Raw genomic sequence first — 22,563 nt, forward strand, 5'->3', positions numbered from 1 at the left:
AGAATGTGTCGCAAGAGTCAGAAATATTAGGGCGAAGGCGTTACATATGGACACGGCGCCAATAATTCAGCCGGCTGTTGCGGCCTTTTACCGCTTTTCGCGTGGCGTATTGCCCAATTTCCCGATGGATTTCGCATGACGTTCTCACCCAAGGCGCTGCTTCGTGTATCCGTGGCCGTCGCGCTGCTCACCATTCTGCTCAAGGGCTACGCAGGCTACCTCACCAATTCGATGGGCCTGATCTCCGACGCGATGGAGTCCTTCGTCAACCTGGCCAGCGCCATGTTCGCGCTGGCCATGGTGACCATCGCGGAGCGCCCCGCCGACGACGACCATCCCTACGGCCACCACAAGGCCGAGTACTTCTCCTCGGGCTTCGAAGGCATCCTGATCGTGGGCGCCGCCATCGCGATCCTCTGGGTCTCGGTGCAGCGCCTGATGGCCCCGCAGCCGCTCGAGCAGGTGGGCTGGGGCCTGGCGCTGTCGGTGGTCAGCTCGGGCTTCAACGCGGGGCTGGCCTACGTGCTGTTCCGCGCGGCACGCGTGCACCGCTCGATCGCGCTGGAGGCTGACGGGCGCCACCTCATGACCGACGTCTGGACCTCCGCCGCGGTGGTGGTCGGCATCGTCGGCGTGCAGCTCAGCGGCTGGCTGTGGCTCGACCCGCTGCTGGCCATCGGCGTGGCGCTCAACATCGTGCGTGAGGGCGTCAAGCTGGTCTGGCGCTCTTCGCAGGGCCTGATGGACGAAGCCCTGGATCCAGAGACCCTCGCCACCGTGCGCGCCACGCTGGCCACCTTCGTCGCCCGTGTGCCCGAGGGCCCGCAATTGCGTTTCGATGACATGGTGACCCGCAGCGCCGGCCAGCGCCGCTTTGCCGACCTGCACATGCACGTGCCCGGCGACTGGACCCTGCTGCAAGCCGCCCACATGCGCGACCAACTCGAACAGGCCCTGATGGACGCCGTGCCGGGCCTGCGCGTCACCATTCAGCTGCTGCCCCTCACCATGGAAGCCCGCGCCACCCAGGCCGGGGAACATCACCCCTCATGAAAGCTGTTCTGCAACGCGTGTCGAACGCACGCGTCGACATTGCCGGGCGCACCGTCGGCGCCATCGACGCGGGCCTGCTCGTGCTGCTGTGCGCCGAGCGCGGCGACACCGACGCGCTGGCCGACCGCATGCTCGCCAAGATCCTCAAGCTGCGCATCTTTTCCGACGACGCCGGCAAGATGAACCGCAGCGTGCAGGACATCGGCGGCGGCCTGCTGTTGGTGAGCCAGTTCACGCTGGCGGCCGACGCGAGCGGCGGCAACCGCCCCAGCTTCACCCAGGCCGCGCCGCCCGACGAAGGCCACAGGCTCTACGACCACTTCGTGGCGCAGGCGCGCGCCGCGCACCCGGTGGTGGCCACCGGCGAGTTCGGCGCCGACATGCAGGTGCACCTGCTCAACGACGGCCCCGTCACCATCCCGCTGCAGATGACGGCGTAGCCGCCGGCGCGCCGGTGTCGTCCATCGACGCCAGCACCTCGCGCAGGTAGTCCATCACCGCCACCGCCGCGTGCGACGGATGCCGGTCGGGCATGGTCAGGATGTACAGCGCATTGCCCAGGCCCTCGGGCTCCCATTGCGGCAGCACCTGCACCGCGCTGCCTGCCTGCAGGTCGTCGGTCATCGCGTAGCAGGGCAGCAGGCCGATGCCCGTGCCCGCCAGCACCGCGCTGCGCAGATAGGGGAAGTGCTCTGTCTGCAGGTTCAGCTTCAGCCGCAGCTCGCGGCGTTGCGTGCCGCGGTGCATCGGCATCATGAAATGCCGCTCCGGCCCCGGCACGTACAGCACGACGCACGCGGCCAGGTCTTCCGGCTCGGCAATCGCCGCCTGCGCCGCCAGGTACGAGGGCGCGGCATAGAGCCCCCAGCGGATCGCGCAGATGCGCCGCGCCACCTGGTCCAGCGGCGGCTCGGAGGTGATGCGCAGCGCCACGTCGATCTCGCTGCCGATCAGGTCGAACACCCGGTTCGAGAACAGCACCCGCAGCGACACCTCCGGGTGCGCGCGCTGGAACTCCAGCAGGCGCGGTCCCACGAAGAACTCGCCCAGCCCGGTCGGGATGCTGATGCGTACGTGCCCGCGTACCGTGCGGCCCAGGCTGTCGATGGCCGCGCGCGCCGATTCGACCTCGGCCAGCATGCGCAGCCCGTGCTCGTACAGCGTGCGCCCCTGCTCGGTGGGCGCCAGCCGCCGGGTCGTGCGGCGCAGCAGCGTGGCGCCGACCTGCCGCTCCAGGCTCTTGAGCTCCTTGCTGATCTGCGAGCGCGTGACGTCGCGCCGGCGGGCGGCCTCGCTCAGGTTGCCGGCGTCCACGATGTCCACCAGCGTGCGGATCAGGTTCAGGTCCAGGCTCATCGGAGCGATTGTCGACCCTGCGGATACAGAGTGAGTCGGTGAATGGGAATTGTAGGGAGCGAGGTGAACGATAAAGATCGAAGCCACCCGATTTCCCAGGAGACAAGACAGCCATGGCGACAGACAACATATTCAAGGACGGCCTGTTCGCCGGCCAGCGCGTGCTCGTGACCGGCGGCGGCACCGGCCTGGGCTTCGCGATGGCCGAGCAACTGGCCGCGCTGGGTGCCGAGCTGCACCTGTGCGGTCGCCGCGCCTCGGTGCTCGAAGAAGCCGCGCAGCAGCTGCGCACCCGCTTCGGCGTCACCGTCGGCACCCACGTGCTCGACATCCGTTCCCCGCAGGCGGTCGACGACATGATGGAAACCATCTGGACGCGCCACGGCCCGCTCGACAGCCTGGTCAACAACGCCGCCGGCAACTTCATCAGCCGCACCGAAGACCTGTCGCCCAACGGCTTCCACGCCATCTCCGACATCGTCTTTCGCGGCACCTTCTACGCCACGCAGGCCGCGGGCAAGCGCTGGATCGCGGCCGGCCGGGGCGGCAGCGTGCTGTCGATCGTCGTCACCTGGGTCGCCACCGGCGCGCCCTTCGTCGTGCCCTCGGCCATGTCGAAGGCCGGCATCGACGTCATGACCAAGTCGCTGGCGGTGGAGTGGGGCCCCAAGGGCATCCGCCTCAACGCCATCGCGCCCGGCGTGATTCCGACTGCCGGCGCCTCGGGCCGCCTGCGCCCGGTCGACAGCCAGGAGAACGCCATGGCCAGGCAGAACCCCACGCGCCGCCTGGGCGAACGCGGCGACATCGGGCGCCTCGCGGCATTCCTGCTGGCGCCGCAGAACAGCTGGATCAACGGCCAGACCCTCACGCTCGACGGCGGCGACGCGCTCGCCAACGGCGCGTACTTCACCCAGTACCAGGAATGGGGCGACGCCGACTGGCAGGCCGCGCGCGAAAAGATCCAGGCCCTGAACGCGTCCGACAAGGCGCAGCGCGGCGCCGCATGACGACCACACCCATGAAGCCCGAGTTCCACTTCGAAGGCCGCGTGCTCGACGCCGACGCGCAACTGGCGCGCGGCGCGCGCCTGGCCGGCGGCCTGCTGCGACTGGGCCTGCGCGAAGGCGACGTGCTGGCCGTGCTGCTGCGCAACGACGAAGTGCAGGTCGACGTGGTGCACGCCTGCCGCCAGGCCGGCATCTACTTCTGCCCGATCAACTGGCACTTCACGCCCGACGAGGTCGGTGTGCTGCTGCACGACAGCGGCGCGCGCGCCCTGCTGGCCCACGGCGACCTGCTCGACGCGGTGGCGCGCGCCGTGCCCGAGGGCGTGGCGCTGCTGGCCGTCGGCGAGGCGCGCACGCCCGGTGCCCGGCCCTACGAAAGCTGGCTGGCCGCGCAGGCGCCCTACGACGGCCCGCGCGTTTCGCCGCGCGGCCACATGGCCTACACATCGGGCACCACGGGGCGGCCCAAGGGCGTGGTGCGCCATCCGATCCCGGTGGCAGAGCTGGAGACCCGCCAGGCCCGCCTGCGCGAAGTGGTCGAACTGACCTTCGGGCTGCGCGCGGGCTGCCGTGCGTTGCTGCCCGCGCCGCTGTACCACAGCGCCCCCAGCCTGTTCCTGCAGAACGCGCTGCTGCTGGCCGAGCGCGTGGTGCTCATGGCGCGCTTCGACGCCGAGGCGCTGCTCGCCGCCATCGCGCGGCACCGCATCGACACCGTCTACCTCGTGCCCATCATGTACGTGCGGCTGCTGCGACTGCCGCCGGCGGTGCGCGCGCGCCACGACCTGTCGTCGCTGCGCTTCGTGGCCTCCACCGGCGCGCCCTGCGCGCCCGACGTGAAGCGCGCCATGATCGAATGGTTCGGTCCGGTGATCCACGAGACCTACGCCTCGAGCGAGGCCGGCATGGTCACTTCCATCGGCGCGGCCGAAGCGCTGGCGCGCCCCGGCAGCGCGGGCCGCCCGGTGCTCGACGCGCAGGTGCGCATCCTCGACGAACACGGCGCGGCGCTGCCTACGGGCGAGGTCGGCCTCATCTACGTGCGCCAGCCGGCCTACCCCGACTTCAGCTACCGCCACGACGACGCCGCGCGCCGGGCCATCGAGCGCGACGGCTTCATCAGCCTGGGCGACATGGGCTATCTCGACGCCGACGGCTACCTCTACGTCTGCGATCGCGCGTCGGACATGGTGATTTCCGGTGGCGCGAACATCTACCCCGCCGAGATCGAGCACCGCCTGCTGGCCTTTCCCGGCGTGGCCGACTGCGCAGTGTTCGGCGTGCCCGACGCCGAGTACGGCGAGCGCCTGCACGCCGTGGTCGAGCCCGTGCCCGGCGTCGTGCTGGACGGCGCCGACTTGCGCGAATGGCTGCAGGCCACTCTGTCGTCGTTCAAGGTGCCGCGCAGCATCGAAATGGCTGCGCTGCCGCGCGACGACAACGGAAAGATCGCCAAGCGCCGGTTGCGCGACAAGCACTGGCAGGGCCAGGCCCGCCGCGTCTAGCAGACCCCTTTCGCATCCCCTCAAGAAAAAAGACTGGAAGAGACATGAAGAAAACCCTCCTGCGCGGCATCGCGCTCTCGCTGTCCCTGCTCGCGGGGCTGGCCGGCTCGGCCCGCGCCGACTACCCCGACCATGCCGTGAAGCTCGTCGTGCCCTACACGCCGGGCGGCTCGGCCGACCTTGTCGCGCGCGCGCTCGCGTCCGAGCTGGCCAAGGAAATCGGCCAGGCCGTGGTGGTCGACAACAAGCCCGGCGCCAACACCATGGTGGCTGCCAGCGCCGTGGCGCGCGCGCCCGCCGACGGCTACACGCTGCTGCTGGCCAGCAGCGCGAGCATGGTGCTCAACCCGCAGCTCTACAAGAAGATGAGCTACGCGCCGCAGAAGGACTTTCGCGTGCTGGCCGTGGCGGCCGAGGCGCCGCTGGTCGTGGTCACCAACGACAAGGCGACGCCGCGCACGCTGAAGGAGTTCCAGGCCTATGCCAAGGCGAATGCCGGGCGCCTGAACTACGGCTCGGTCGGGCTGGGCAATCCGCTGCAGCTGGCCACTGAGATGCTCAAGAGCGAATTGCAGGTCGACCTGGTGCACGTGCCCTACAACGGCAGCGCGCCCGCGCTGGCCGCGCTGCTGGGCAACGACACGCAGCTGATGGTGGACGTGGTCAGCACCTCGCTGCCGCACATCCGCGCCGGCAAGCTGCGGGCGCTCGCGGTCACGGGCAGCGAGCGGGTGAAGTCGTTGCCCGATGTGCCCACGGTGGCCGAGGCCGGCTTCCCTGGCTTCCATGCCGCCACCTGGTTCGGCGTCGCGGTCCCGGCGGCCACGCCGGCCGCGGTGTCGGTCACGCTGCAGTCGGCCGTTCACAAGGTGATGCAGGGCGCCGCGTTCCGAAGCCTGGTCGAGGCGCAGTCGCTGCTGGTGCAGTCGCCGCGCACCGACGCCGAGCTGAACCAGTACATCGAGCGCGACCGCACCAGCTGGGGCAAGGTGATTCGCGAACGCAACATCACGCTCGAATGAGGCCGGGGCCGGGCCTTCAGTAGGGGCTGCGAATGCCCATTTCCGCGAGGATCTCGATCTCGTAGGCTTCCATCTCGTCGGCATCGGCCTCGCTGGTCTCGTGGTCCCAGCCCTGCGCATGCAGGGTGCCGTGCACCAGCAGGTGCGCGTAGTGGTGGGCCAGGGTCTTGCGGTTTTCCTTCGCCTCGCGCGCCACCACCGGTGCGCACAGCACCAGGTCGGCCATCACCAGCGGGCTTTGCGCGTAGTCGAAGGTCAGCACGTTGGTCGCGTAGTCCTTGCCGCGAAACTCGCGGTTCAGGCGCTGGCCTTCGTCGGCATCGACGATGCGCACGGTGATCTCGCCGTCGATGTCCAGCGCATGGCGAATCCAGCGCGTCACGCTGTGGCGCGGCAGGGCGATGCGGTGGCGCTCCACGCCCTTGAAACGGCCGAACTGCAGCGAGAGCGACAGCGCCGGAAGCCTGGATGCCGCCATCTCAGTGGACCCCCGTCCGCTTGCGCTGGCCGTCGTAGGCGTCCACGATCTTCGCCACCAGCGGATGCCGCACCACGTCCGCGCTCGTGAAGTGGGTGATGGCGATGCCGCTCACCCGCTTGAGCACGCGCTCCGCATCGATCAGCCCGCTCAGCTGCTGCTTGGGCAGGTCGATCTGGCTCACGTCGCCCGTCACCACTGCGCGCGCGCCGAAGCCGATGCGCGTGAGGAACATCTTCATCTGCTCGGGCGTGGTGTTCTGCGCCTCGTCGAGGATCACGAAGGCGTTGTTCAGCGTGCGCCCGCGCATGAAGGCCAGCGGGGCGATTTCGAGTGCGTTGCGCTCGAAGGCCTTCTGCACCTTCTCGTGGCCCATCAGGTCATACAGCGCGTCGTACAGCGGGCGCAGGTACGGGTCGATCTTCTGCGTCAGGTCGCCCGGCAGGAAGCCCAGGCGTTCGCCCGCTTCCACCGCCGGGCGCGTCAGCACGATGCGCTGCACCGACGCCCGCTCCAGCGCATCGACCGCGCAGGCCACCGCCAGGTAGGTCTTGCCGGTGCCGGCCGGACCGATGCCGAAGGTGATGTCGTGCTTGGCGATGTTGTCGAGGTAGAGCGCCTGCGTGGGCGTGCGCGCGCGCAGGTCGGCGCGGCGGGTGACCAGCATGGCCGCGTCGTCGTCGCCCTCGGTCATCGAGCCGTCGCCCGCCAGCGTGAGCTGCACCACGGCCGGGTCGATCGTGCGCTGGGCTATTTCGTAGAGCGCCTGCAGCACGTCCATGGCGCGCCGCGCCGTGGCCTTGGGGCCGTCGACCTTGAACTGCTCGTGGCGGTGGGCGATCTTCACGCCCAGGGCTTCCTCGATGCGGCGCAGGTGCGCGTCCAACGGTCCGCACAGGTGGCCGAGGCGCGCGTTGTTCAGGGGGGTAAAGGTGTGTCGCAGAATCACTCGATATCCATTTCCATCTATTTGGCAGACCTATGCAAGACCAGCCGTGCTCGAAAAAACGCAATCCAGCGCGGGCAACACCGCGGAACCGGCTTTGCCGGGCCGCCGGTGTTGCCCCCTCGAGGGGGGAGGCGGCTACACGAAGTGAGCAAGCAACGGGGGTGGGCCGATGATAGGCAAACTCACCGGCATCCTCGCCGAACGCAATCCACCGCAGGTGGTGGTCGACTGCAACGGGGTCGGCTACGAGGTCGACGTGCCCATGAGCACGTTCTACAACCTGCCCAACGTCGGCGCGAAGGTGTCGCTGCTCACCCACTTCGTCGTGCGCGAGGACGCGCAGATTCTCTACGGCTTCGGCAGCGCCGAGGAGCGGGCGGCCTTTCGCCAGCTCATCAAGATCACCGGCGTGGGCCCGCGCATGGCGCTCGGGGTGCTCTCGGGCATGAGCGTGGGTGAGCTGGCGCAGGCCATCACGCTGCAGGAGCTGGGCCGGCTGGTGAAGATTCCGGGCATCGGCAAGAAGACCGCCGAGCGCCTGCTGCTCGAACTCAAGGGCAAGCTGGGCGCCGACATCGGCATGCCCGCGCATGCCGCCTCCGACGCGCAGGCCGACATCCTGCAGGCGCTGGTCGCGCTGGGCTACAGCGACAAGGAAGCCGCGCTGGCGCTGAAGGCGCTGCCGAAGGACGCGAGCGTGAGCGACGGCATCAAGATGGCGCTGAAGGCGCTGGCGAAGTGAACCTTCGCGGGGCGTGGTCGCGCGTGGAAGCGCTGCGCCACGAGTCGGTGCGCAGCGACGAACTGCTGCTGCGCGCGGCCCAGATCGGCTGCGTGCCGATTCTCCTGGCCTACGGGTGCGCGGGCCTCGTGTACGGCAACCTGCCGATGTTCACGCCGTTCGGCCTCATCGACATGCCTGGCGCCTGCGCATGGCTCACGGCCGCCATGGCCTTTGCGCTGGCGATCTTCGCCGCCGACTGGCTGGTGCGTGGCGAGCTGGCGGTGGCACCGCCGCCGGTCACCGTCGTGACGCGGGTCTGGCGGCCGGGGAGCTTGCCGTCGCCCGCGTTGCCGCCGCATGTCTTTCTGCAGCCCCGCTCGTCCGTGTTGCGCATCGCCTGCCTGGGCGTCGCGGCCGTGGCTTGCGCGTCCGCGCTGGTGGGGCGCGCCACGCTCGCGCTGGGCTGGCAGGCCTTTGCACGGCCGGGCGGCATCGCGCCGCAGGCCGAATGGCCGCTCTTTCCGCTGCAATGGGCCTGGCCCTGGCTGCTGCCGCTGACGCGCCGGCCCGTGGTGCTGGGCCTGCTCGGCGTGGGCGCGGTGCTGCTGGCCGCGGCCTATCTGATGAACTGGCGCAAGGTGCGCGGCGCGTGGTTCCCGTTTTTCACCGTGCTTCCGATGCTGGTGACGCTGAACTTCCTGGGCGACGCGGGCTTCGACTACGCCGCTGCACTGGGCTTGGGCGGGCTGGACGAGCCTGAGCTGGTGCGCGCCCTGGCCCAGTACCCGGGACGTTACAACGTCTTCACGTTCCTCAGCCTTTGGGGTGCCATCGGCTTCGGCACCGTCGGCATGATCCTGGGCTTCTGGTTCGGCCGTTCGCGGGTCATGGACGAGGACTGACCGGCCATTCGATCGGTTTCATCGCATTGCCGCGGGCACCCGAGGGCGTTCAGGGGTGGATCTTCTCGCCCTTGGCCAGCATCTCGACGAACTTCTCGACCGGGTCGTCGTGCGCCACGCGCGCCGCCGCGCTCACGGCACCCACCAGTAGCGAAGCGCGTGAAAGTAGATCGGCGCCGCGAAGATCACCGAGTCCAGCCGGTCGAGCATGCCGCCGTGGCCTTCGATCATCGAACCCCAGTCCTTCACGCCGCGGTCGCGCTTGATGGCCGACATCACCAGGCCGCCGAAGAAGCCCATCAGGCAGATGGTCAGCGCCATCAGCGCGGCCTGCCACGGGTTGAAAGGCGTGGCCCAGTACAGCGCGGCGCCCAGCGCGGTGGCGCTCGCCACGCCGCCGACCAGGCCTTCCCAGGTCTTGGAAGGCGACAGCTCGGGCGCCACCTTGCGCTTGCCGAACAGCTTGCCCCACACGTACTGCAGCACGTCGCTGCCCTGCACCACGATGACGAGGAATGCGATCAGCAGCAGGTTGCGGCCCTCGAAGCCCGGAATCTGCAGCGTGAGCAGCGCGGGCACGTGGCTGATGCAGAACACGCACACCATCAGCCCCCACTGGATCTTGGAGGTGCGCTCCAGAAAGCGCTGTGTGTCGCCGCCCACGGCCGCCAGGATGGGCAGGATCAGGAAGGCGTAGACCGGGATGTAGATCGAATACAGCCCGTACCAGTCGATCCAGATCAGGAAGTACTGGCCCGGCAGCGCCACGAAGAAGGCCAGCGCGATCGCCCCGTGGTCGCCGCGCCGCGTGTAGGCCAGGCTGATGAACTCGCGCAGCGCGTAGAAAGAAATCAGATAGAACAGCACGATCACGCCGCCCTTGCCGAAGGCGAAGGCCAGCCCGATGACCGCCACCATCACCCACCACGCGTTGACGCGCGAGTTGAGGTTGTCGATCACCGAGTGCGGCTGGCCGTGCGCCACGCGCCACTTCAGCACCGCGCCGATGGCCGAGGCCAGCACCAGCACGCCGAAGACGCCGCCGAAGAGCTTGAGCGTGGTCAGCGCGAAGGGAGAGAGGTCGATCATGGCGCGGTCCCACCGTTGTGGCTGTTGTGGCCGTTCGTGTCCGGCCGGTCGTATTCGGGGCGCATGTCGAGCATGGCGGTGCGCGCGCGGGCCAGGAACGACACCTTGTCCTCGCCCTCGGCCAGCGTGATCGGCGCGCCGAAGCGCACCGTGCAGGCCAGCGGAATCGGCACCAGCACGCCCTTGGGCAGCACGCGCTTGAGGTTCTCGATCCACACCGGCACCAGCCGCACGTGGGGGCAGGCGCGCGCCAGGTGGAAGAGCCCGCTCTTCAGCGGCAGCAGGATGTCGTCGCCCGTGTTGCGCGTGCCCTCGGGAAACATGATGAGCGAGTCGCCGCCCTCCAGCGCCTCCTTCATCTGGTCGACCGGGTTGCCGCCCTGGCCCGAACCGTCGCGACGGATCATCAGCGCGTTGAACACGTCGCGCCCGATGAAGTTGCGCAGCTTCGAGGCCTCCCAGTAGTCCTGCCCCGCGACCGGCCGCGTGAGCGCGCGCAGGTCGGGCGGCAGCGTGGCCCACAGCAGCACGAAGTCGCCGTGGCTGGTGTGGTTGGCGAAGTACAGCGTCTGCTCGGCCTTGGGGCTCGTGCCCGACCAGATGGCGCGCACGCCGGTCAGCAAGCCGGCCACGCCGATGATGAGCTTGCCCGCCACGATGGCGAGCCCGCGCCGCAGCACGGTGCTTTGCGGCTTGTCGTTGTTCTTGTGGTCGTCGTCGGTCAAGAGAGGTCCTGTGTCATCAAGGCGAGGAGAAACATGGCGCTCTGGCAGGCGACCACGATGGCGTGGCGCTGCAGGAGCTGGCGGGTGCCCTGCACGCGCGCGTCGAGCGGGCGTGTGGCTTGCTGGGGTGCCGGTTCGCGCAGCCCCAGGGAAGAGAGCGCCTTGTCGAGCGCGTCCAGCGACGTGACGGTGCTGCGCGCGAGCCCGTCGAACAGCGCCTCATCGAAGCGCAGGCGAAAGGCGAAATAGCGCTCCAGCGCACCCAGGACCACGACCGCGCCGAATGCCATGGCCGAGGTGCTCGACAGCGAGCGCAGCGTCAGCGCGAGCACCAGCGCCGCGATGCAGGTCAGCGCGAAGCCCCACAGGGCCAGCAGCGCCGCGGCGCGCAGCAGGCCGGCCAGTGCGGCGCAGGTGGTGCGTTCGGTGTCAGTCATGGCGCGGTACCTCCGGCAGTTTCGAAAGAGGCTTCAGCGGCTCCAGCGAGGCCAGCCATGCGCCGCGCAGCACGACCTGCGGCCGCGCGCGGCGCACGGCGGCTTCGGCCTGCGCCACACCGCCGGCCGCGCCGTAGCGCCCCAGCCAGGCGATCGCCGCCGCCGCGCCGCGCGAAAAGCCGAGCGCGCAGCAGACCCACACCGGCGCACCGTCGGCGTTGCGGCGCTGGCCCTCGATGACGGCCGCCGCGCGCTGCAGCCGCACCGTCGGCGGCACCGTCAGGTCGAGCAGCGGCACGCAGCGCGCATGCGGCACGCCGGCCGGCACCTGCAGTTCGGCGCACAGGCTCACCAGCCGGGGCTGGCCGGCGGCCAGCCATTCGGCGCGCGTCGGCCGGCGGCCCAGCCGCAGGCCCGGCACCACCTCGACCGAGGCCGGCAGCTTGTGCGTCCACAGCCGGGCGTTGATGGCCGCACCGAGCCGGTAGGGCGCGAACAGCCAGCGCGCCGCCCAGCCCATGCGGCCGTGCCCGTCCATCTGGAAGCCGCGCGCGCCGAAGCCGATGTAGTTGAGCGCCACCAGCGCGAGCGACGCGGCCGGCCAGCACAGCCACAGCGCGATGCCGCCGCCGTACAGCGCGGCCGCCAGGCACAGCGCCGCACCTGCCGCATAGAGCCCCGCCAGCTTCCAGCGCCGGGCGTCGTGCGTGCGCTGCCAGGCGCGCGGCATCGACACCACGCGCTCCAGCGGCCACAGCCACACGCAGAACAGGCCGAGCAGCGCGCCGGTCGGAATGTCGATGAAGTGGTGCTGCCACGTCGTGAGCACCGACGCGCAGATGGCGAAGGCCCACACATGCAGCACCAGCCGCGCCCACAGCAGGCTCGGCGCGCGCAGCAACTGCCGGTACCAGTCCCACAGGATCACGGCCAGCGCAATGTGCAGCGAGGGCGCCTGGTTGAACGGCTGGTCGAAGCCGCGCAGCGCGTTGAACAGGAAGGCCGGCGCGCCTTCGACCGGCGGTTGCCCGAAGCTGAAGTGCAGCGGCCACGCGATGAAGCAGGTGCAGGCCACGAGCGTGGCCGTGACCAGCCGCAGCGCATGCCGGTCGAGCGTGTGCCGGCTGCGCGCCAGGAACAGCGACAGCGCGTAGAAGACGTTGATCGTCCAGTACGGAAAGATCGTCCACGGCCAGAACGGCACGTGCCGCTCCCAGTCGAAGGCCATCGACGGCACGTTCGTGCGCGTGGTGGCCCACCAGTTGGCGAAGCCGTAGGTCGCGTAGAACAGCGGCCCCAGGAAAACCAGCCATGCGGCGGCGCGCTTCCAGGGGCGCTGTGCCAGCCAGGCGCTCATCGGAAAGCCTCCGTGCTGCGCACTGCGGCGCGAGCTTGCTTGGGGCGGCCCGGCGCGGCGCTCATCGCCCGGTGCGCACCGCCAGGGAGACCGTGAAGATGCCCCACTCGTCGACCCGCTGGTCGATCTTGCGGAAGCCCGCTTCTTCCACCAGCTGGTCCATCTCGACCTGGGTGCGGCGGCGCATCACCCAGGCCTCGCCCTGGCGGTGGCTGGTGAGGGCGCGCGCGATCATTTCCAGCTGCGGATGCCACGGCTGGCCGGTGTACACGAGGTAGCCGCGGTCTTCCACCGCGTCGCCCACGCCCGCGAGCGAGCGGCGCACCATCTCGTTGTCGGGGAACAGCTCGTACAGGCCCGACACCACGGCCAGCGTGGGCCGCGGCATGACGCTGGCCAGGCTGATGCGGTCGAAGGCGTCGGCCTGCACGAACTGGGCGATGTCTTCGAGGCCCTTCTCGGCGATGAGCGCGCGGCCGTCGCGCACGTTGATGTCGCTGTAGTCCCGCAGCAGGATCGAGGCGGCCTTCACCGGGCTGGCCAGCACCGCGTCGAGCACGTAGCGGCCGTGGCCGGCGGCGATGTCCATCACGCGCACCTCGCGGTGCATTTCGGCCAGGCGTTCCATGGCGATGCGCAGCAGCTCCTCGACGTGGATCTTGCGCTGGCGGATGCCGCGCCAGCCGATGGAGTTCAGGTAGGTGTTGTCGATCGAGCGGCCGATGGCCGAGCTGCCCCTGGGCTGGTTGCGGTACACGTAGTCGAGCGTGCTGCCCGAGTCGAAGCCGGTGTCGTGCCCCAGCTTGATGCCTTCGGACATCGTGCCGCCCAGCTTCAGACTGGCACGCGTGATGGCCCAGTAGGCGCCGCGTGGCGACAGCGTCGACAGCGGCTCGGCCAGCGCGCGCGACTCGTCGGCGGTGTCGCCGCTCAGGTGGGCCTCGCGGCGGTCGACCGGCACGGCCGGTTCGTCGAAACGCTGCAGGATGAACTCGCGGATCTGCGCCACGGCGCTCGCGCGGTCTTTCTCGCCGAGGGTGTCGTGGAAGAAGCCCGGCAGTTCGGTCTTGGTCTTCACCGCGCTGCCCAGCCGCTCGAAGAACCGGTGCTGCGGCTTGTGGTGCACCACCCAGTCTGCACCCGAGATCAGCAGTTGCACCGGCAGGGTGATGGCGTTGGCGTCGGCCACCACGCGGTCGGCCGCTTCGTACAGGCCCAGCAGGATGTTGACGGCGATGGGCCGCGAGATGAGCGGATCGCTCTCGTAGCTCGCGATGCGCGCGCGGTCGTGCGTGAGGAACTTGGCCTTCACGTAGCTGTTGACGAAGAACAGGCCGCGCAGCTTGTGCATCAGCCCGAGCCCTGCGCGCGCGAACGGCACGTACAGCTTCACCTTGAAGGCCGGCGAGGCCAGCGTGAGGCCGCGCACCTTGGGGGCGTAGTCGTGCGCCCAGGTGGCGATCAGCACCGCGCCCACGCTCTGCGCGACCACGTGCATGTCCTGCTCGGGCACGCCGTGCGCGGCGGCGATGTGCTGCACGAAGGTCTGCACGTCGCGCACCGAGGTGCCGAAGCTCGGGCTGTAGCCGCGCTGGCCGGGCGAGCGGCCGTGGCCGCGGGCGTCCCAGGCGTAGAAGTCGAAGTCGGGCAGGTCCAGCTCGTCGACCAGGTGCGCCATGCGCGCGCCGTGCTCATGGCCGCGGTGGAACAGCAGGATGGCGCCGCGGCGCGTGGCGCTGGTGGCGGGCCATCGGCGGTAGAACAGCGATTCGCCGTCGTGTGTCTGGAACTGGCGTTCCTCGGGAACGCGTGAAGTGATGTCTGTCATTGAATCCCTGTGAATTTTTTATTGGTTTGTGTCGGATGGCGTCGGGTCAGCGTGGCGTGACCGGCTTGAGTTCGGCTTCCGCCAGCGCCCGGCGGACGCGGTTGACGACCGTCCAGGCCACCAGCACCGCCAGCAGCGGCATCAGCCAGGCGGTCCAGCCCGGCAGCGGCCAGCCCAGCGCTACATAGAGACCGAGCGCGCCGAACACGAAGGCCCTGTCGCTCTTGCCCAGCGGGCCGTCGTAGCGGCGCGAGGCGCCCACCGTGGGGCCCAGCGCGCCGGCGAATTCGCTCAGGCCCGCGAGCACGATCACCGTGCCGACCCAGAAGCCGCTGAACGGCGCCACCAGCGCAAAGGGCAGGTACAGCGCCGCGTCGGAAACCACGTCGGTCAGTTCGTTGAGGAAGGCGCCCAGCCTGCTTTGCTGGTGGTGCTCGCGCGCCAGCATGCCGTCGATGGCGTTGAAGGCCATGCGCAGGAACATCCACAAGGGAATGAGCGCGAAGGCGGCCGGCGATGAAAAGGAGGGGGCCGCGAAGAAGAGCCAGAGCCCGAGCGCGACCGACACGACGCATGCCGCCATCGTCACCTGGTTGGCGGTGACGCCCATCGCATGCAGGCGGACCACCATCGGCCGCAGCAGGGCCTGGAAACGCGGCTTCAGTTCGTAGATCGACACGTGCTGGCTTCCCCTCGTTTGTTATATGGCCACACAGGTGGCCGGAGCATTCTGCCAGTGTGGCAGGCACTAAACTCGTAGTCGAAGAACCCCTCTCATGACCATCCAGACCGACGATTTCGCACCCGCCCCCCAACGCGTGGTGTCCGCCGCGCCCGCCTCGCCCAACGAAGAGGCGATCGAGCGGGCCTTGCGTCCCAAGCTGCTCGACGAATACGTCGGCCAAGCCAAGGTGCGCGAGCAGCTCGAGATCTTCATCGGCGCGGCACGCAAGCGCAAGGAAGCCCTCGACCACGTGCTGCTGTTCGGCCCGCCCGGCCTGGGCAAGACCACGCTGTCGCACATCATCGCGGCCGAGCTGGGCGTGAACCTGCGCCAGACCTCGGGCCCGGTGCTCGAGAAGCCCAAGGACCTGGCGGCGCTGCTGACCAACCTGGAGCCGAACGACGTGCTCTTCATCGACGAGATCCACCGGCTGAGCCCGGTCGTCGAAGAAATCCTGTACCCCGCGCTGGAGGACTACCAGATCGACATCATGATCGGCGAAGGCCCCGCGGCGCGCAGCATCAAGCTCGACCTGCAACCCTTCACGCTGGTGGGGGCCACCACCCGTGCCGGCATGCTGACCAACCCGCTGCGCGACCGCTTCGGCATCGTGGCGCGGCTGGAGTTCTACACGCCCGAAGAGCTCGCGCTCATCGTCACCCGCAGCGCCCGCCTGCTCAAGGTGGAGACCGACGCCACCGGCGGCTTCGAGATTGCCCGGCGTTCGCGCGGCACGCCCCGCATCGCCAACCGGCTGCTGCGCCGCGTGCGCGACTACGCCGAGGTGAAGGGCAACGGCCGCATCACCGAAGACATTGCGCACAAGGCGCTGGCCATGCTGGACGTCGACCCGCAGGGCTTCGACCTGATGGACCGCAAGCTGCTCGAGGCCGTGATCCACCGTTTCGACGGCGGTCCGGTTGGCCTGGACAACGTGGCCGCCAGCATCGGCGAAGAGCGCGACACCATCGAGGACGTGATCGAGCCCTACCTCATCCAGCAGGGCTACCTGCAGCGCACGCCGCGCGGGCGCATCGCCACGCTGGCGGCGTACCGCCACCTGGGCGTGACCCCGCCGTCGAGCCGCGCCGACGGACAGGATCTTTTCGGAGCCTGAACACACCATGCACACCCATGACCTGAGCGCCTGGAAGCACGACCACCACTTCGGCGCCGACACCGCCTCGGCCGAACGCAGCACGCGCCTGGTGATGTGGATCACCGCCGTGATGATGGTGGTCGAGATCGGCGCGGGCTGGTGGTTCAACTCGATGGCGCTGCTGGCCGACGGCTGGCACATGAGTTCGCACGCGCTGGCCATCGGCCTGAGCGCCTTCGCCTATGCCGCCGCGCGGCGCTACGCACGCGACCCGCGCTTCGCCTTCGGCACCTGGAAGATCGAGGTGCTGGGCGGCTTTGCCAGCGCGCTGGTGCTGCTGGGCATCGCGGCGCTGATGGTGGTGGGCTCGCTGGAGCGGCTGTGGTCGCCCTCGGCCATTCACTACCCGGAAGCCATTTCGGTGGCGGTGCTGGGGCTGGTGGTGAACCTGGTCTGCGCGCGGCTGCTGGGCGGGGCGCATCACCACGACCACGGGCATGGCCACGATCACGCCCACGGGCACGGGCACGGGCACGGGCACGGGCACGACGACCACGGGCACGACCTGAACCTGCGTTCCGCCTACATCCACGTCGTGGCCGATGCCGCCACGTCGGTGCTGGCCATCGCGGCGCTGCTGGGCGGCTGGTTCTACGGCTGGGCCTGGCTCGACCCGGCGATGGGCATCGTCGGCGCGGTGCTGGTGGCGGTGTGGGCCAAGGGTCTGCTGAAGGACACGGGCAAGGTGCTGCTGGACCGCGAGATGGACCACCCCGTCACCGAGGAAATTCGCGAAGGCGTCGAGACGATGCTGGCCGCTTCGGAAACCCGCGTGGCCGACCTGCACGTGTGGCGCGTGGGGCGCGACGCCTACGCCTGCGCGCTGACGGTGGTGACGCATTCGCTCACGCTGACGGCGGACGAGGTGCGGGCGTGCTTCTCGATGCACGAGGAAATCCGCCACTCGACGGTCGAGATCCAGCGCTGCGTCGATTAGGTATTCGCTCCTTCCCCCGTTGGGGGAAGGCTGGGATGGGGGCGGGCAGGGCGCCTAGTGGATGCGCCGCTTGCCCCCACCCCAACCCTCCCCCAGCGGGGGAGGGAGCAAGACAAAGTCAGGCGGCCGTACGCGCGTGCCGCACGATCAGTATCTGCGCCGCGTAATACGTTCCCAGCACCCACAGCGACGCCAGCGGCAGCGGTGACACGAACCGGTTCGTCGCGAGCAGCGCATCGCTCAGCATGAAGAAACACGCGCCCACGGCCACCCAGCGGGAGGGCGCATCGCGCAGCACCGCCGCGCGCCCGGCGGCCTGTGCCGCCATGCAGGCGATCACCACCACATACACCCCGACCGGAATCCGCAAGGCCACGGGCAGCCCGCCCTGCCAGAGAAACGCATACATCGCGGCGCCGATCAGCAGCGTCACCGCCAGCGCCCCGCCCCGTGGAAAAGTGCCCACCCCGATGCGGAACAGCGCGATGTAGGCCAGGTGCGCCAGCAGAAAGCACACCAGCCCCGGCACGAACAGCTTCGCCGGGCCCATCAGCAGCACGTCGCCCGCCAGGGAAGCCACCAGCCCGGCCAGCAGCAGTCCGTCGAACGTCTTCACCCCACCGCTCACCTTCGCCCGCCGCGCAGCGAAGAAGATGGCGATGGCCAAGGCCAACGGCTTGCAGACGTGGTGCAGCCACGCGATGTCCAGCACCGCACTTGCCGTGGCCAGCGCGGACGCCTCGACCAGCAGCACCTCGGTGACCGAGATGCGCCCCTGCAACACCGCGCCGATGGCCCACAGGCTGGCCGTCAGCGCCGCAAGCCACACGGCCGCACGCGGCAGCGGCACGGCATCGGAGAACCAAAGGAACACCGCCACGCCCGCCAGCAACAGCACGAACTGCACGCCGGCAAACCATTGCACGCCCCGGCTCACCTCGGGTTCGTAGCGCGTCACCTGCGCGATGTCGAAGGCCGGCTTCGGGAACCGCGCCGCCACGTCCGCCGGCCGCCAGCCCGGCGGCTTGAACCACACGCGCAGCTTGTCGCCCCAGCGGCGCGTGTGCCATGAATCCTTCGCCAGCGCCCAGTACACCTCGGCGTTGGCCCACAGCGGGTCCCAGCTGCGCAGCGCGCCGCGCGTGCCGTACACGCAGCGCTCGTCTTCCTCGCGGAAGGTGCCGAACAACCGGTCCCACACGATCAGCACGCCGCCGTAGTTGCGGTCGAGGTAGCGGTCGTTCACCGCGTGATGCACCCGATGGTTCGACGGCGAGCAGAACCAGCGGTCGAACCAGCCCAGCTTGCCCACCTGCTCGGTGTGCACCCAGAACTGGTAGAGCAGGTCGACGAGCGCCACCACGCCGAACACCAGCGGCGGTACGCCCGCCACCGCCATCGGCAGGTAGAAGAGCCAGCCGAACAGCGCGCCGCTCGAGGTCTGCCGCAGCGCGGTCGACAGGTTGTAGTGCTGGCTCTGGTGGTGCACCACGTGCGCGGCCCACAGCACCGCTGATTCATGCCCCATGCGGTGCAGCCAGTAGTAGCAGAAGTCGTAGAACACCAGGGCCAGCAGCCAGCCGTACCAGGTGGTCCAGAAGTCGCGCGCCGCCTCCTGCGGAAACAGCGCGACCGCCGAATACACCGCCGTGTAGATGCCGATGCGCAGCAGCCCCGTGAGCACCGCGCTGATCTGGCTGAGCATGCCCAGGCCGATGCTGTTCACCGCGTCGGCCAGCCGGTAGGTGTCGTGCCCGGTGCCGCGCCGGGCCCGCGCGCGCCCCACCGCGAACTCGACCGCGATGAGAAGAAAGAACACGGGGGTTGCAAGAACGATGATCTGGCCAGGGCGCATCGCGGCATTGTGGCGTTGCCTGCCGGCCACGCGTCATCGGGATGTCACGGGTATGCCATTGCGCCGTCATGCGCCAGTGGGAGCCTACTGGTCCATGCAACGCGACGACGCTTTCCTTCGCGCATGGCGCGACACCGCAAACCCGTCCACGGACCCGGAGGACGAGGAACGCCTGCGTCCACCGCTGCAGTTCCGCACGCTGTGGATCTCGGACCTGCACCTGGGAACCCCGGGCTGCCAGGCCCGCGCGCTGCTCGACTTCCTGAAGCACACCGAGTGCGAAACGCTCTTTCTTGTCGGCGACATCATCGACGGCTGGCAGCTCAAGCGCCACTGGTACTGGCCGCAGGCGCACAACGACGTGATCCAGAAGCTGCTGCGCAAGGCGCGCAAGGGCACGCGGGTGATCTTCATTCCGGGCAACCACGACGAGTTCGCCCGCAAGTACCTCAACCACAACTTCGGCGGCATCGACGTGGCCGATGAATGGATCCACGAAACGGCCGACGGGCGCAAGCTGTGGATCATCCACGGCGACCTGTTCGACGGCGTCATTCAATGCGCCAAGTGGCTGGCCTACGTGGGCGACTCGCTCTACGAATTCACGCTCAAGCTCAACCGCCACCTCAACTCGCTGCGCGCGCGCATGGGGCTGCCGTACTGGTCGTTGTCGAAGTACCTCAAGGGCAAGGTCAAGCGTGCCGTGAGCTACGTGGGCGACTTCGAGGCCGCAGTAGCGCGCGAGGCCCGCAACCGCGGCGCGCAGGGGGTGGTGTGCGGCCACATCCATCACGCCGAGATGCGCGACATCGACGGCATTCTTTACTGCAACGACGGCGACTGGGTGGAAAGCCTGACGGCGCTGGCCGAGCATGCCGACGGCACGCTGGAAATCATCGACTGGGCGCAGCACATGCCCGTGGCGACGAAGACGACGCCGCAGCGGGAAGCTGTCGCGGCCTGAGCGCGGCCGGCCGGGCCGCACTGTCCCGCTCGCGACCCCATTCGTCCGATCCGACGATGCCGCGTCGGCGCGCCGGCATCACACTCGCCCGGTGTATTCCTCAGCGAGACAACACCATGGCCTGGGCACTCACGGCGGCGGAGACCGCATTCCGGAACGATGTTCGCGACTTCCTGGCGCGTGAGCTGACGCCCGAACTGCGCGTCGCGTGCCGGCGCTGCTCGGGCATCTTCACCGACTACGAATTCGGCAACCGCTGGCACCGCATCCTTGCCACGCGCGGCTGGAGCGTGCCCAACTGGCCGGTCGAGCACGGCGGCACCGGCTGGACGCCGATGCAGCACTACCTCTTCGCCAGCGAACTGGCCGCCGCCGACGCACCGCCGCGCGCCCCCATGGGTCCCGGCATGGTCGCGCCGGTGATCATCGCCTTCGGCACCGAGGCGCAGAAGCGTGCCTGGCTGCCGGGCATCCGCTCGGGCGAGGACTACTGGTGCCAGGGCTACTCGGAGCCGCAGTCGGGCTCCGACCTGGCCTCGCTGCAGTGCAAGGCGGTGCGCGACGGTGATCACTACGTGCTCAACGGCACCAAGATCTGGACCACCCACGCGCAGTACGCCAACAAGATGTTCTGCCTGGTGCGCACCACCTCGGGCGGCAAGCCGCAGCAGGGCATCAGCTTCCTGTGCTTCGACCTGCCGGCGACGGGCGTCACCATCCGCCCGATCATCAGCATCTCGGGCGACCACGAGCTCAACCAGGTGTTCTTCGACGACGTGCGCGTGCCGGCCGAAGGGCTCATCGGCGACGAAAACCAGGGCTGGACCATCGCCAAGTACCTGCTGCAGCACGAGCGCGGCGGGGCCTGGGCGCCCATGTTGCGCGCGCGCCTGCGCCGTCTGCAGGCGGCGGCCGATGCGGCCTTCGGCGCGGTGGCACACGACGCGCACCACAGGCAAGACACGCACGAGGCCCAAGACATGGCGCTGCGCCTGGCCGATGCGGCCTGCGCCATCGACGCCATCGAGGCGACCGAGCTGCAGTCGCTGCGCGCGCAGGCCCGCGGCGAGCAGCCGGGCATTCGCCCCTCCATGGGCAAGGTGCTGGGCTCCGAACTGCGCCAGCGCCTGACCGAACTCGGCGTGGAAATCGCCGCCCACTACGCCGCCGCCGACCTGCCGCTGGACGACAGCCTGCAGGGCGATCTGCCCATTCCCGAAGAGGCCGTGTTCGCCATGTCGGCCTACCTCAACGACCGCGCTGCGTCCATCTATGCGGGCTCCAACGAGGTGCAACGCAACATCATCGCCAGCAGCCTGCTGGCGAACTGAGGTTCCAGCCATGCGCATCCTCACCGAACAGGACGACACCCTCGCGATGCTGCGCGACAGCCTCGCGCGCTACCTCGACGACCGCCACGGCTTCGAGCAGCGGCTGCATGCGCTGCGCCACGCCGACGACGCACCGCCGCCGTTCTGGCAGGGTCTGGCGCGCGAACTCGACCTGCTGGGCGCGGCATTGCCCGAAGCGCACGGCGGTCTCGGCGGCGGCATGCCTGCGCACCTGGCCCTGATGGAAACGCTGGGCGGTGCGCTCGCGGCCGAGCCCTACCTGTCGACCATGGTGATCGGCGCGGGCCTGCTGCAGCGCCACCCCGGCGCGCAGGCCGATGCGCTGCTCGCGCGCATCGTCGCCGGCCAGGCCGTGCTGGCCTTCGCCCACGCCGAGCCGCAAAGCCGGCACGACCGCGCCGACGTGCAGGCCGAACTCGTGCGCGACGGCGAAGGCTTCGTGCTGACCGGCCGCAAGTCCGTGGTGCAGACCGCGCCGTGGGCCAGCCACCTGATCGTGAGCGCGCGCAGCGGTGCCGGCCTGTCGCTGCTCGTGGTGCCCAGCGGCACGCCCGGCGTGCGCCTGCGCGCCTACCCGACCCGCGACGGCGGCCGCGCTGCCGACATCGCCTTCGACCGGGTGCGCCTGCCGGTGGATGCGCTGCTGGGCGGCGAGGTAGGTGAGGGCGGCGCGCTGCCGCAGATCGAGCAGGCCCACGACGAGGCCACGCTCGCCATCTGCGCCGAGGCCATCGGCGTCATGCGCTGCCTGATGCGCGACACGCTGGCCTACGTGCGCCAGCGCAAGCAGTTCGGCGTGCCCATTTCCAGCTTCCAGGTGCTGCAGCACCGCCTGGCCGACATGCACATGGCGCTGGAGCTGGCCGCCGCGCTCACCGCCAGCGTGGGCGAGGGGGTCGATGCCGCATCGCCGCTCGAGCGCGCGCGCGCCGTCTCGTCGGCCAAGGTGGCCGTCGCCAAGGCCTGCCGGGCGGTGGGGCAGGGCGCGGTGCAGCTGCACGGCGGCATGGGCATGACCGAGGAACTGGCGGTGGGCCACTATGTGCGCCGCGCCACGCTCATCGAAGGCCAGTTCGGCTCCGCCGCCTGGCACCTGCGCCGCGTGGCCCGACTTCGCTCGGCCTGAGCGGCCCCGGG

At 69.6% G+C, this 22,563-nt stretch carries 22 protein-coding genes; 12 read left to right on the plus strand and 10 right to left on the minus strand.

The features are described from left to right. Positions 1 to 135 precede the first annotated feature (135 nt). Both AC1DJH_RS18155 and dtd read left to right on the plus strand, forming a co-directional pair. Positions 136 to 1,053: a cation diffusion facilitator family transporter gene (locus tag AC1DJH_RS18155; protein WP_478186626.1), complete on the plus strand. Its 918-nt coding sequence runs from the start codon at positions 136 to 138 to the stop codon at positions 1,051 to 1,053. Continuing rightward, positions 1,050 to 1,493 carry a D-aminoacyl-tRNA deacylase gene (gene dtd, locus AC1DJH_RS18160; protein WP_478186627.1) on the plus strand — a complete coding sequence of 148 codons (444 nt, stop codon included), beginning with the start codon at positions 1,050 to 1,052 and terminating at the stop codon, positions 1,491 to 1,493. Before AC1DJH_RS18155 ends, dtd begins: the two co-directional genes overlap by 4 nt. On the opposite strand, the gene AC1DJH_RS18165 is transcribed toward dtd, so the two are convergent. After that, the gene (locus AC1DJH_RS18165) at positions 1,465 to 2,403 is read right to left on the minus strand and encodes a LysR family transcriptional regulator (RefSeq protein WP_478186805.1); all 939 of its coding nucleotides are present in this window, start codon (positions 2,401 to 2,403) and stop codon (positions 1,465 to 1,467) included. The genes dtd and AC1DJH_RS18165 overlap by 29 nt on opposite strands. 134 nt (positions 2,404 to 2,537) lie before the next feature. On the opposite strand from AC1DJH_RS18165, the gene AC1DJH_RS18170 reads away from it, so the two are divergent. From AC1DJH_RS18170 to AC1DJH_RS18180, 3 genes are read left to right on the plus strand one after another with little or no spacing between them, the layout of a single operon-like run. Beyond that, a complete protein-coding gene (locus AC1DJH_RS18170) occupies positions 2,538 to 3,419 on the plus strand; it encodes an SDR family oxidoreductase (RefSeq protein WP_478186806.1) in 882 nt (293 codons plus the stop codon). An 11-nt stretch (positions 3,420 to 3,430) separates the two neighbouring features. Beyond that, on the plus strand, positions 3,431 to 4,924 hold the full coding sequence (locus tag AC1DJH_RS18175) for an AMP-binding protein (RefSeq protein WP_478186807.1): 1,494 nt from the start codon (positions 3,431 to 3,433) through the stop codon (positions 4,922 to 4,924). 44 nt (positions 4,925 to 4,968) lie between these two features. Then, positions 4,969 to 5,946, plus strand: coding sequence for a Bug family tripartite tricarboxylate transporter substrate binding protein (locus tag AC1DJH_RS18180; protein ID WP_478186628.1), 978 nt, complete (start codon positions 4,969 to 4,971; stop codon positions 5,944 to 5,946). Positions 5,947 to 5,962: 16 nt separating this feature from the next. Here the strand turns inward: AC1DJH_RS18180 and ybeY are convergent, their stop codons facing one another. Together ybeY and AC1DJH_RS18190 are read right to left on the minus strand one after the other, a co-directional pair. Next, positions 5,963 to 6,424 (minus strand): rRNA maturation RNase YbeY, encoded by a 462-nt coding sequence (gene ybeY, locus AC1DJH_RS18185; protein ID WP_472121902.1) that lies wholly within the window; start codon positions 6,422 to 6,424, stop codon positions 5,963 to 5,965. A 1-nt stretch (position 6,425) separates the two neighbouring features. Next, complete coding sequence (locus tag AC1DJH_RS18190; RefSeq protein ID WP_435484886.1) at positions 6,426 to 7,373, minus strand: PhoH family protein; 948 nt, start codon at positions 7,371 to 7,373, stop codon at positions 6,426 to 6,428. A 169-nt stretch (positions 7,374 to 7,542) separates the two neighbouring features. Here AC1DJH_RS18190 and ruvA point away from each other — a divergent pair, with 169 nt between their 5' ends. Beyond that, positions 7,543 to 8,115, plus strand: coding sequence for a Holliday junction branch migration protein RuvA (gene ruvA / locus AC1DJH_RS18195; RefSeq protein WP_478186629.1), 573 nt, complete (start codon positions 7,543 to 7,545; stop codon positions 8,113 to 8,115). Next, positions 8,112 to 8,999, plus strand: a complete 888-nt coding sequence (locus tag AC1DJH_RS18200) for a hypothetical protein (protein ID WP_478186630.1) — start codon at positions 8,112 to 8,114, stop codon at positions 8,997 to 8,999. The genes ruvA and AC1DJH_RS18200 overlap by 4 nt, the downstream gene beginning before the upstream one ends. A 132-nt stretch (positions 9,000 to 9,131) precedes the next feature. On the opposite strand, the gene AC1DJH_RS18205 is transcribed toward AC1DJH_RS18200, so the two are convergent. From AC1DJH_RS18205 to AC1DJH_RS18230, 6 genes are all read right to left on the minus strand, one after another. Then, positions 9,132 to 10,088 (minus strand): phosphatidate cytidylyltransferase, encoded by a 957-nt coding sequence (locus tag AC1DJH_RS18205; RefSeq protein ID WP_435436815.1) that lies wholly within the window; start codon positions 10,086 to 10,088, stop codon positions 9,132 to 9,134. Then, on the minus strand, positions 10,085 to 10,813 hold the full coding sequence (locus AC1DJH_RS18210; RefSeq protein WP_478186631.1) for a lysophospholipid acyltransferase family protein: 729 nt from the start codon (positions 10,811 to 10,813) through the stop codon (positions 10,085 to 10,087). The genes AC1DJH_RS18205 and AC1DJH_RS18210 overlap by 4 nt, the downstream gene beginning before the upstream one ends. After that, the gene (locus AC1DJH_RS18215; RefSeq protein WP_478186632.1) at positions 10,810 to 11,250 is read right to left on the minus strand and encodes a hypothetical protein; all 441 of its coding nucleotides are present in this window, start codon (positions 11,248 to 11,250) and stop codon (positions 10,810 to 10,812) included. Before AC1DJH_RS18215 ends, AC1DJH_RS18210 begins: the two co-directional genes overlap by 4 nt. Then, positions 11,243 to 12,607, minus strand: a complete 1,365-nt coding sequence (locus tag AC1DJH_RS18220; protein ID WP_478186633.1) for a phosphatase PAP2/dual specificity phosphatase family protein — start codon at positions 12,605 to 12,607, stop codon at positions 11,243 to 11,245. Before AC1DJH_RS18220 ends, AC1DJH_RS18215 begins: the two co-directional genes overlap by 8 nt. A gap of 61 nt (positions 12,608 to 12,668) precedes the next feature. Then, complete coding sequence (locus AC1DJH_RS18225) at positions 12,669 to 14,435, minus strand: bifunctional alpha/beta hydrolase/class I SAM-dependent methyltransferase (RefSeq protein WP_478186634.1); 1,767 nt, start codon at positions 14,433 to 14,435, stop codon at positions 12,669 to 12,671. A 46-nt stretch (positions 14,436 to 14,481) separates the two neighbouring features. Then, entirely contained in the window at positions 14,482 to 15,114 is a 633-nt protein-coding gene (locus AC1DJH_RS18230) for a CDP-alcohol phosphatidyltransferase family protein (RefSeq protein WP_472121879.1), read from the minus strand. Positions 15,115 to 15,211: 97 nt separating this feature from the next. Here AC1DJH_RS18230 and ruvB point away from each other — a divergent pair, with 97 nt between their 5' ends. Then, positions 15,212 to 16,276: a Holliday junction branch migration DNA helicase RuvB gene (gene ruvB / locus AC1DJH_RS18235; protein WP_435484895.1), complete on the plus strand. Its 1,065-nt coding sequence runs from the start codon at positions 15,212 to 15,214 to the stop codon at positions 16,274 to 16,276. Between the two features lie 7 nt (positions 16,277 to 16,283). Continuing rightward, positions 16,284 to 17,255, plus strand: a complete 972-nt coding sequence (dmeF, locus tag AC1DJH_RS18240; protein ID WP_478186635.1) for a CDF family Co(II)/Ni(II) efflux transporter DmeF — start codon at positions 16,284 to 16,286, stop codon at positions 17,253 to 17,255. A 118-nt stretch (positions 17,256 to 17,373) separates the two neighbouring features. Here dmeF and AC1DJH_RS18245 read toward each other — a convergent pair whose 3' ends face one another. Continuing rightward, the gene (locus AC1DJH_RS18245) at positions 17,374 to 19,110 is read right to left on the minus strand and encodes a lysoplasmalogenase family protein (protein WP_478186636.1); all 1,737 of its coding nucleotides are present in this window, start codon (positions 19,108 to 19,110) and stop codon (positions 17,374 to 17,376) included. Between the two features lie 94 nt (positions 19,111 to 19,204). Here AC1DJH_RS18245 and AC1DJH_RS18250 point away from each other — a divergent pair, with 94 nt between their 5' ends. The 3 genes from AC1DJH_RS18250 (at position 19,205) to AC1DJH_RS18260 (ending at position 22,552) form a co-directional block, all read left to right on the plus strand. Next, on the plus strand, positions 19,205 to 20,074 hold the full coding sequence (locus AC1DJH_RS18250) for a UDP-2,3-diacylglucosamine diphosphatase (RefSeq protein WP_478186637.1): 870 nt from the start codon (positions 19,205 to 19,207) through the stop codon (positions 20,072 to 20,074). A gap of 116 nt (positions 20,075 to 20,190) precedes the next feature. Further along, a complete protein-coding gene (locus tag AC1DJH_RS18255) occupies positions 20,191 to 21,405 on the plus strand; it encodes an acyl-CoA dehydrogenase family protein (RefSeq protein WP_478186638.1) in 1,215 nt (404 codons plus the stop codon). 10 nt (positions 21,406 to 21,415) lie between these two features. Next, the gene (locus tag AC1DJH_RS18260; RefSeq protein ID WP_478186639.1) at positions 21,416 to 22,552 is read left to right on the plus strand and encodes an acyl-CoA dehydrogenase family protein; all 1,137 of its coding nucleotides are present in this window, start codon (positions 21,416 to 21,418) and stop codon (positions 22,550 to 22,552) included. Positions 22,553 to 22,563: the final 11 nt, after the last annotated feature.

Source organism: Variovorax sp. 10N412, from assembly GCF_056394985.1.

What these genes read in the sequence shown, in the direction of transcription:
- ruvB (WP_435484895.1), top strand. Translation starts at nt 15,212, where the DNA reads ATGACCATCCAGACCGACGATTTCGCACCCGCCCCCCAACGCGTGGTG.
- ruvA (WP_478186629.1), top strand. Translation starts at nt 7,543, where the DNA reads ATGATAGGCAAACTCACCGGCATCCTCGCCGAACGCAATCCACCGCAG.
- AC1DJH_RS18155 (WP_478186626.1), top strand. Translation starts at nt 136, where the DNA reads ATGACGTTCTCACCCAAGGCGCTGCTTCGTGTATCCGTGGCCGTCGCG.
- AC1DJH_RS18225 (WP_478186634.1), bottom strand. Translation starts at nt 14,435, where the DNA reads ATGACAGACATCACTTCACGCGTTCCCGAGGAACGCCAGTTCCAGACA.
- AC1DJH_RS18175 (WP_478186807.1), top strand. Translation starts at nt 3,431, where the DNA reads ATGAAGCCCGAGTTCCACTTCGAAGGCCGCGTGCTCGACGCCGACGCG.
- AC1DJH_RS18220 (WP_478186633.1), bottom strand. Translation starts at nt 12,607, where the DNA reads ATGAGCGCCTGGCTGGCACAGCGCCCCTGGAAGCGCGCCGCCGCATGG.
- AC1DJH_RS18180 (WP_478186628.1), top strand. Translation starts at nt 4,969, where the DNA reads ATGAAGAAAACCCTCCTGCGCGGCATCGCGCTCTCGCTGTCCCTGCTC.
- dmeF (WP_478186635.1), top strand. Translation starts at nt 16,284, where the DNA reads ATGCACACCCATGACCTGAGCGCCTGGAAGCACGACCACCACTTCGGC.
- dtd (WP_478186627.1), top strand. Translation starts at nt 1,050, where the DNA reads ATGAAAGCTGTTCTGCAACGCGTGTCGAACGCACGCGTCGACATTGCC.
- AC1DJH_RS18245 (WP_478186636.1), bottom strand. Translation starts at nt 19,110, where the DNA reads ATGCGCCCTGGCCAGATCATCGTTCTTGCAACCCCCGTGTTCTTTCTT.
- AC1DJH_RS18205 (WP_435436815.1), bottom strand. Translation starts at nt 10,088, where the DNA reads ATGATCGACCTCTCTCCCTTCGCGCTGACCACGCTCAAGCTCTTCGGC.
- AC1DJH_RS18255 (WP_478186638.1), top strand. Translation starts at nt 20,191, where the DNA reads ATGGCCTGGGCACTCACGGCGGCGGAGACCGCATTCCGGAACGATGTT.
- AC1DJH_RS18215 (WP_478186632.1), bottom strand. Translation starts at nt 11,250, where the DNA reads ATGACTGACACCGAACGCACCACCTGCGCCGCACTGGCCGGCCTGCTG.
- ybeY (WP_472121902.1), bottom strand. Translation starts at nt 6,424, where the DNA reads ATGGCGGCATCCAGGCTTCCGGCGCTGTCGCTCTCGCTGCAGTTCGGC.
- AC1DJH_RS18260 (WP_478186639.1), top strand. Translation starts at nt 21,416, where the DNA reads ATGCGCATCCTCACCGAACAGGACGACACCCTCGCGATGCTGCGCGAC.
- AC1DJH_RS18250 (WP_478186637.1), top strand. Translation starts at nt 19,205, where the DNA reads ATGCAACGCGACGACGCTTTCCTTCGCGCATGGCGCGACACCGCAAAC.